The organism is Streptomyces phaeofaciens, assembly GCF_014648915.1.
Lineage (GTDB): Bacteria > Actinomycetota > Actinomycetes > Streptomycetales > Streptomycetaceae > Streptomyces > Streptomyces phaeofaciens.
The window spans coordinates 348,260-355,743 of sequence record NZ_BMSA01000005.1 but is presented as its reverse complement, the minus strand read 5'-3'; the positions used below and the strand labels follow the sequence as shown (position 1 = coordinate 355,743).

Here is a 7,484-nt window from a genome sequence, read left to right as displayed (position 1 = left end):
CCGTGCTGCAAGGTGCCGTCGCTTTCCTGCGACTTGATCGACCGGACAGGTCCTAGGAGGCCGGCGGGACCAGGGTGCGCAGCAGGAGGGGCAGGCGGGTCGTGCGGGGCTTCGCCGGGACCTCGGCGACCGCTCTGGGCAGGGCCTGCTCCACGCCGTGCACCACGGACAGATGGCGCTCCGCCCGGCCGAAGGCCGTGTACACCCACGGACGGGAGAGCGTCCGCGCCGCGTCACCGGGGAGCACCACGACCGCCGCGGGCCACCGGCTGCCCACCGCCTGGTGCGCGGTCAGCGCCCACCCGTGCTTCACGGACTGCTCCACCCGCTCCCGCGGTACGACCACGGGGCCGTCCGCGCAGGCCAGGTGCAGCCCTTCGGCGTCGGCCTTCTCCACCCGGCCCGGCACCGTACGGCCCGGCGCGGGGGAGTGGACGACCAGGTCGCCGGGGTCGAAACCGCCGAAGCGGCCGGGGCCGGGGTTGAGCCGCTCCTTGAGCGCGGCGTTCAGCGCGCGGGTGCCGGCCGCCCCGCCGTGCCCCGGGGTGATCACCACGGTCTGCCCGGGCGTGAAGCCGAAGGCCCGGGGCACCGAGTCGGCGACGAGCTGCACGGTCCGGTGCACGGCCTCGCCCGCGTCCCGCACCGGCACGATCACGATCTCCTTGCCGGGCGCCTCGACCTGGTTCAGCTCGCCGATGCCGAGCCCGGAGACCAGCTCGCCCAGCGGCCCCGGGTCGGGCGTGCGGGAGGCGACCTGCGGGCACACCCGTGCCGCGAGCAGATCGCCGAAGACCCGGCCGGGCCCGGCGGACCACAGCACCGCCGGATCCCCGCTGAGCACCAGCCGGGCGCCGTCCGGCAGCGACTCCGCCACCATCGCGGCGCTCTCCACGTCGACCTGCGGGGCGTCCAGCAGGACCAGCAGGTCCAGGGCGAGCGCCCCGTCCGCGTCCCGGCCCGGGCCCTCGGCGCCGGAGAGGAGACCGGGGAGGGTGACGACGGAGTCGTCCGCCCCCTCCGGGGCCGTCCCGGCCAGGAGCGCCGCGAACCGGTGCCGTCCGTCAAACGTGTGGCAGGCCGCCACGGCGCGCAGGCCCTGGGCGCGGGCCGCGGTGAGCAGGGCGGCAGGTTCCGCGCGGGCCGCCTCGCCGCCGGTGTGCAGCACCAGGCCGTGCCCGGCGACCGCCCGGATCAGTTCGGCCGCGCTGCCGGACGCCGCCGCCTCCCAGTGCGGGGACGCCTCCTTGGCGAGGGAGTTGACGATCCTGGCCAGGGCGTCGGCGAGGCTCTCCTCCGCGAGCGCGTACCGCTCCAGACCGACCAGGACACGGACCGGACGGGCCGCTTCGTCGTCGTCCTCCTCCTGCGCGCCCTCCGCCGCTGCCGGGGCGGCGCCGGGCTCCTCCAGGGCGTCCTGGAAGGCGAGGGCCTCGCCCTCCGCCAGCGTGCTCTGCACGGCCGCGTCCGCGTCCGGCACGGACCGCTGGGCGAGCGCGGCGGTCAGCGCCGGCAGCTCCAGGGCGGTGTGCCCGGCCAGCGCGGCCTGCTCCAGCAGCCAGACCGTCATGGCCCGGCCCCGCCGCTCGTCGTCCGGGGCGCACTCCGGGCCCAGCAGCGCCCGCGCGAAACCGTCGGCCTGCTCGGGCCGGACGCCGGCGACGCGCAGCAGCTGCCAGGGGTCCTCCCGCAGCACCTCCTCGGCGCCCTCGCCGAGGCCGGCGGCGACCTGCGGCGCCAGGCTCTCGGGGGCACCGCCGTCGGCCAGCACCCGCCGGACGGCCTCGACGGCGTCCGGTGCGGGTGCCGGTGCGGCGGCGGCCTCGGCGGCCACCGGCCGCGGGTGCCGAACGGGCTCCGGGGCGGGGCGGCGCGGGGCGGGCTCGGGGTCGTCGAAGACGCCGGCCGTGGGCTTGGCGCCGCCCTCCACCGCCCGTACGGCGGCGAGCAGGTCGGCGGCCTTGCCGCTCAGCTTGGTCCCGGCGGCGATGGGCCCCGTCTTCTCGGCCTTGCGCCGCTCGATCCGCTCCCGCTCCTGCTTCTGCGCGGCCAGCTCGGCCTGGGCCTCGGTGACCTGGGCGGCGGCCTGGTCCGCGCCCGGGGTGGCCGCGCCCTCCCCGGCGGTGACCTCTGCGGCGGTGCCGTCGTCGCCGGTGCTCTCCCCGGCGTCCTCCGAGGTGTCCTCGCCCGTCGTGCCGTCCGTGGCCGGGGTGTCGCCGCCGCTCTCCGTCGCGCGGACGCCGTCCTCACCGTCCGGCGTCCCCGGCCCGGTGTTCCTCGTGCTCTCGGCGGGATCCGGCTCCGTGCTCACAGCGTGCTCCAGTCGTGATCGGGGTAGCGGTGCACGGGCGCCGACACGTCGTCGAGGGCCCGGCAGATCTCGTCAGGAAGCGTAAGGGCCTCCACTGACAGAGCGGCCGTGAGCTGTTGCGCGTTGCGCGGCCCGATGATCGGCGCGGCCACCCCGGGCCGGTCGCGCACCCAGGCGAGGGCGACCTGGAGCGCCGTCACCGCGAGCCCGTCCGCCGCGGTCGTCACGGCGTCGACGATCCGGCTGGCGGTGTCGTCGAGGTAGGGCTCGACGAAGGGCGAGAAGTGCTCGGAGGCGGCCCGCGAGTCGGGGGGCAGGGCGTCGCCCCGGTACTTGCCGGTGAGCACGCCCCGGCCCAGCGGGGAGGAGGGCAGCAGCCCGATGCCCAGGTCCAGCGCGGCCGGCAGCACCTCGCGCTCGATGCCGCGCTGGAGCAGCGAGTACTCCATCTGGGTGGCGGCCAGCCGGGTCCGGGTGCCCGGCGCGGAGAGCTGCCAGGTGGCGGCCTTGGCGAGCTGCCAGCCACAGAAGTTGGAGACCCCGGCGTACCGGGCGCGGCCGCTGGCGACCGCGATGTCGAGGGCCTGGAGGGTCTCCTCCAGCGGGGTGTCCGGGTCGAAGGAGTGGACGTGCCACACGTCGACGTAGTCCGTGCCGAGGCGGGCCAGGGAGGCGTCGAGGGCGGCGAGCAGATGGCCCCGTGAGCCGTCGAAGCGGCGGTCCGGGTCGGGCACGCTGCCCGCCTTCGTGGAGATGATCAGATCCCGGCGCGGAACCAGGCCGTCTATCAGCCGTCCGAGGAGATACTCGGCGTCCCCGTCGCCGTACACGTCCGCCGTGTCGACGAGGGTGCCGCCCGCCTCCCAGAACGTCTTCATGAGGTCCGCGGCGTCGTGCTCGCCGGTGTCACGCCCCCAGGTCAGGGTGCCGAGCCCGATGCGGGACACACGCAGGCCGGTGCGGCCGAGATGCCTCTGCTCCATGGACGCCGAGATTACTGGCCATAGCTGGGCCGTGGGTTGCCTGTGGATGACCGAGTCTCCGCGCGTCAGCCTCGGGCTCTCCCCCCGCGACCGCCGGATCCCGGCCCGGTGCCCCCACTGCGCGGCAGGCCGCCCACCCGCGCGACGCACACCACATCGACCTCCCCGGTCGCCCGGCCCCGCGCTAAGGTCTCCGCAACAGCGTCGTTACTGATCAGTAAGGGGAATCGGCCATGCAGCTCGGGATCAACCTCGGCTACTGGGGTGCCGGAATGGACGGCGACAACCTCGCCGTCGCCCAGGAGGCCGACCGCCTCGGGTACGCCGTCTGCTGGGCCGCCGAGGCCTACGGATCGGACGCGGCCACCGTGCTCACCTGGGTCGCCGCCCAGACCGAGCGCATCGACGTCGGCTCCGCCATCTTCCAGATCCCGGCCCGCCAGCCGGCGATGACCGCGATGACCGCCGCCACCCTCGACTCGCTCTCCGGCGGCCGCTTCCGCCTCGGCCTCGGCGTCTCCGGGCCGCAGGTCTCCGAGGGCTGGTACGGCGTCAAGTTCGACAAGCCGCTGTCCCGGACCCGCGAGTACGTGGAGATCGTCCGCAAGGCGATGACCCGCGAGCGGCTGTCGTACGAGGGCGAGCACTGGACGCTGCCGCTGCCGGGCGGGCCGGGCAAGCCGATCAAGCTGACCGTGCACCCCGAGCGCGAGCACATCCCGCTGTACATCGCCGCGATCGGCCCGAAGAACCTGGAGCAGACCGGCGAGATCGCCGACGGCGCCCTGCTGATCTTCCCGTCCGCCGACCACCTCGAGGACACCGCGATCAAGCACCTGCGGGCCGGGCGCGAGAAGGCCGGCAAGACGCTGGACGGCTTCGACGTCTGTCCGACGCTGCCGCTCGCCGTCGGCGACGACAAGGACGTCGAGAAGCTCGCCGACACCTTCCGCCCGTACACCGCGCTCTACGTCGGCGGCATGGGCAGCCGCAAGCAGAACTTCTACAACCAGCTCGCCCAGCGCATGGGGTACGAGCAGGCGGCGGCCGAGGTCCAGGACAAGTACCTGTCCGGTGACAAGCAGGGCGCCGCGGCCGCGATCCCGCACGACCTGATCGACCGGACCACGCTGCTGGGCTCGGTGGAGCGGATCGCCGACCGGATGAAGGCCTACGCCGCCGCCGGGGTCACCACCCTCACCCTCGCCCCCGCGGGCTTCACCCTCGACGAGCGCCTCGCCTCGCTGCGGGCCGGCACACAGGCCCTGGAGCTGGCCGGTCTGGCCTGACGCCGGCGGAGGGGGAGTTTCAGCGGCCGTGGTGGGGGCTCGGGGGTCTTCCCCGCCACGGCCGTCACCGAGAACAACGCGCCGGGACGCGCGCGGTTACGCCGCCGGGGTGACTTCCGGCATCCTCCTTTTGGCGGAGTCGTCCGACACAGCTGTTGCAGCTCCCCTCCGGCCGCATTTGACTCGTTCTTCGCGGAGTCCTGCGCACGCGGAATCCTGCGGCTACGCGGAGAGGGGTCCCTCTGATGCTTTCGGCCAAGAGCCTGTTCCAGGAGATCATCGACAACGACGAGTCCTTCGCGCTCTTCTGTTCCATCGCCGCCAGTGGGGAGTCGCAGGGCGGCTGGGAGAACGCCCGGATCGCCGCGCTCGTCCCGCCGGACGAACGCGACCTCGCCCCCAAGATCGCCCGTCACGGCGCCGACGAGGACAAACACGGGCGGATCTTCAACGCCCTGCTGAGGAAGCGCGGCCTCGAACCGGTCCCCGTCCCCTCCGAGACCGACTACACGATGCTCCTGGAGCGCGCCGGCATCGGCCTCGCCCACGACAGGCTCAGGGCGGACCAGCCGCTCACCGTGCAGGACATCGTCACCTACCTCGCCCACAGCCGGGTCACCGAGCAGCGCGCCTCGGAGCAGATGGAGCTGCTGCGCACCCACTTCGCCGACCATCCCGACCTCGGCCGCGCGGTGAAGATGATCTCGAACGACGAGGACAACCACCTCGCCTACTGCCACGAGGAACTCCTGCGCCTCGCGCGCACGGGACACGGCCGCGCCATCCAGCGCACCCTGCGCGCGTGCGCGCTCAACGAGATCCGGATCTACCGGGACGTCAGTCTCGCCGTCATGGCCCACATGGGCCGCATCCTGGGCTGGTCGCGCCCCAGGGCGGCCGTCCTGGCGGCCGGTGTCCACGCCGTGTACGTCTGGGAGCGGTTCGCCGGCTGGCGGCGCATGGTGTCCCTGGCGATGCCGGAACGCCGCGACGCCCTCGGCGGCCCGGCGACCGTGGCCCCCGAGTTCGCCTGAGCCACGCGACGCCGTACGCCCCGGTCACGCCCCCGCCCCGGCCGCGTCCCTACAGCCACCCGCGCCGCTTGAACGTCCGGTACAGCAGGACCTCCAGGGCGGCCATCAGCGCGATCACCGCCGGGTAGGACCACAGCCAGTGCAGTTCCGGCATGTGCTCGAAGTTCATCCCGTAGATCCCCGCGATCATCGTGGGGATCGCGGCCATGGCCGCCCACGCCGAGATCTTCCGCATGTCGTCGTTCTGCCGGACGCTCGTCTGGGCGAGGTGGGCGGAGAGGATGTCGGAGACCAGCCGGTCCAGACCCTCCACGGACTCGTTCACCCGCGTGAGGTGGTCGCTGACGTCCCCGAAGAAGGGCCGCGCCCGCTCGTTCACGAAGGGCACGTCCGAACCGGGCGCGCCGGTGTCCGCCAGCCGGGACATCGGCGGCGCCAGCGGACCGGTGGCCCGCCGGAACTCCAGGACCTGCCGCTTGAAGGTGTAGATCCGCGACGCGGTGTGCCGGGTGCCGCCGCCCGTCGGCGAGAACACCTCCGCCTCCAGTTCGTCCAGGTCGGTCGCCAGCTCGGTCGCCACGTCCAGGTAGTGGTCGACCGTGGCGTCGGCGATCGCGTACAGCACCGCCGTCGGCCCCTTGGCGAGCAGCTCCGGCTCGGCCTCCAGCCGGCGCCGTACGGAGGCCAGCGGGGAGCCCTCGCCGTGCCGGACGGTCACCACGAACGCGTCCCCGAGGAACACCATGACCTCGCCGGAGGAGACGGTGTCGCTCGCGGACTCGTACACCACCGGTTTGAACACCAGGAACAGCGAGTCGTCGTAGACCTCCAGCTTGGGCCGCTGGTGGGCGTTCAGGGCGTCCTCCACCGCCAGCGGATGCAGTCCGAACACCCGGGTGACGTGGTCGAACTCGTCCTCGGTGGGCTCGTGCAGCCCGATCCACACGAAACCGCCCGCCGCACGTGCCCCGGCCAGGGCCTCGGAGAGGTCCCGGGGGCCGTCCGTCCGGCGCCCGTCCCGGTAGACGGCACAGTCGACGATCACGGAGCGCATTCTCCCCTCAGGTGCCCGTCGGCGCACGCGCGCGTACGCCTACCCTGGGCCGCATGCCCACGCTGATCCTCGTCCGGCACGGACGTTCGACCGCCAACACCTCCGGAGTGCTCGCCGGGTGGACACCCGGTGTCAGCCTCGACGAGCGCGGGACCGCGCAGGCCGCGGCGCTGCCCGGCCGGCTCGCGGGGCTGCCGGTCGCCGAGGTCGTCGCGAGCCCCCTGGACCGCTGCCAGGAGACCGTCCGGCCCCTCCTGGAGGCCCGCCCCGGGCTGCGTCTGCACACCGACGAGCGCATCGGGGAGTGCCACTACGGCGACTGGTCCGGCCGCAAGCTGGCCGAACTGAAGGACGAGCCCCTGATGGAGGTCGTGCAGGCGCACCCGTCCGCGGCCGCCTTCCCCGGCGGCGAGTCGATGCGGGCCATGCAGACCCGCGCCGCCGAGGCCGTCCGGGAGTGGAACGCGCGCGTGGAGCGCGACCACGGCGCCGACGCCGTCTACCTGATGTGCTCGCACGGCGACATCATCAAGTCGCTCGTGGCGGACGCCCTCGGACTTCATCTCGACCTCTTCCAGCGGATCTCCGTAGAACCGTGTTCCGTCACCGCGATCCGTTACACCCGGCTGCGGCCCTTTCTCGTGCGCCTCGGGGACACCGGCGACTTCGCCTCCCTCGCCCCGCGCGAGGAACCCCCGACCGGCGAGGCGACCGTCGGGGGCGGCGCGGGCGCACCGTGATCGTCGGCCGCAGTAGGGTGAAGCGGTCCACACACGCGCGTACACGCATGGACGTTTCCGAAACCCCGACTCC

General features: G+C 73.9%; 6 protein-coding genes. 3 read left to right on the top strand and 3 right to left on the bottom strand.

Annotation, left to right across the window (positions count from 1 at the left end; genetic code table 11):
- Positions 1–52: 52 nt before the first annotated feature.
- Positions 53–2,311 carry a helix-hairpin-helix domain-containing protein gene (locus tag IE275_RS13095; RefSeq protein ID WP_189711104.1) on the bottom strand — a complete coding sequence of 753 codons (2,259 nt, stop codon included), beginning with the start codon at positions 2,309–2,311 and terminating at the stop codon, positions 53–55.
- The gene (locus IE275_RS13090; protein ID WP_189711102.1) at positions 2,308–3,294 is read right to left on the bottom strand and encodes an aldo/keto reductase; all 987 of its coding nucleotides are present in this window, start codon (positions 3,292–3,294) and stop codon (positions 2,308–2,310) included. The genes IE275_RS13095 and IE275_RS13090 overlap by 4 nt, the downstream gene beginning before the upstream one ends.
- Before the next feature lie 233 nt (positions 3,295–3,527).
- Between IE275_RS13090 and IE275_RS13085 the strand changes: the two genes are divergently transcribed.
- Together IE275_RS13085 and IE275_RS13080 are read left to right on the top strand one after the other, a co-directional pair.
- A complete protein-coding gene (locus IE275_RS13085) occupies positions 3,528–4,583 on the top strand; it encodes an LLM class F420-dependent oxidoreductase (protein WP_189711100.1) in 1,056 nt (351 codons plus the stop codon).
- A gap of 245 nt (positions 4,584–4,828) precedes the next feature.
- Positions 4,829–5,617 carry a ferritin-like domain-containing protein gene (locus IE275_RS13080; protein ID WP_189711098.1) on the top strand — a complete coding sequence of 263 codons (789 nt, stop codon included), beginning with the start codon at positions 4,829–4,831 and terminating at the stop codon, positions 5,615–5,617.
- Positions 5,618–5,666: 49 nt separating this feature from the next.
- Here IE275_RS13080 and corA read toward each other — a convergent pair whose 3' ends face one another.
- Positions 5,667–6,662, bottom strand: a complete 996-nt coding sequence (gene corA / locus IE275_RS13075) for a magnesium/cobalt transporter CorA (protein ID WP_189711096.1) — start codon at positions 6,660–6,662, stop codon at positions 5,667–5,669.
- 62 nt (positions 6,663–6,724) lie between these two features.
- Between corA and IE275_RS13070 the strand changes: the two genes are divergently transcribed.
- Positions 6,725–7,411, top strand: a complete 687-nt coding sequence (locus IE275_RS13070; protein WP_189711094.1) for a histidine phosphatase family protein — start codon at positions 6,725–6,727, stop codon at positions 7,409–7,411.
- Positions 7,412–7,484 lie beyond the last annotated feature (73 nt).

Coding starts and splice junctions, on each gene's coding strand:
- IE275_RS13090 (WP_189711102.1), bottom strand. CDS start 3,294: ATGGAGCAGAGGCATCTCGGCCGCACCGGCCTGCGTGTGTCCCGCATC.
- IE275_RS13085 (WP_189711100.1), top strand. CDS start 3,528: ATGCAGCTCGGGATCAACCTCGGCTACTGGGGTGCCGGAATGGACGGC.
- IE275_RS13080 (WP_189711098.1), top strand. CDS start 4,829: ATGCTTTCGGCCAAGAGCCTGTTCCAGGAGATCATCGACAACGACGAG.
- IE275_RS13070 (WP_189711094.1), top strand. CDS start 6,725: ATGCCCACGCTGATCCTCGTCCGGCACGGACGTTCGACCGCCAACACC.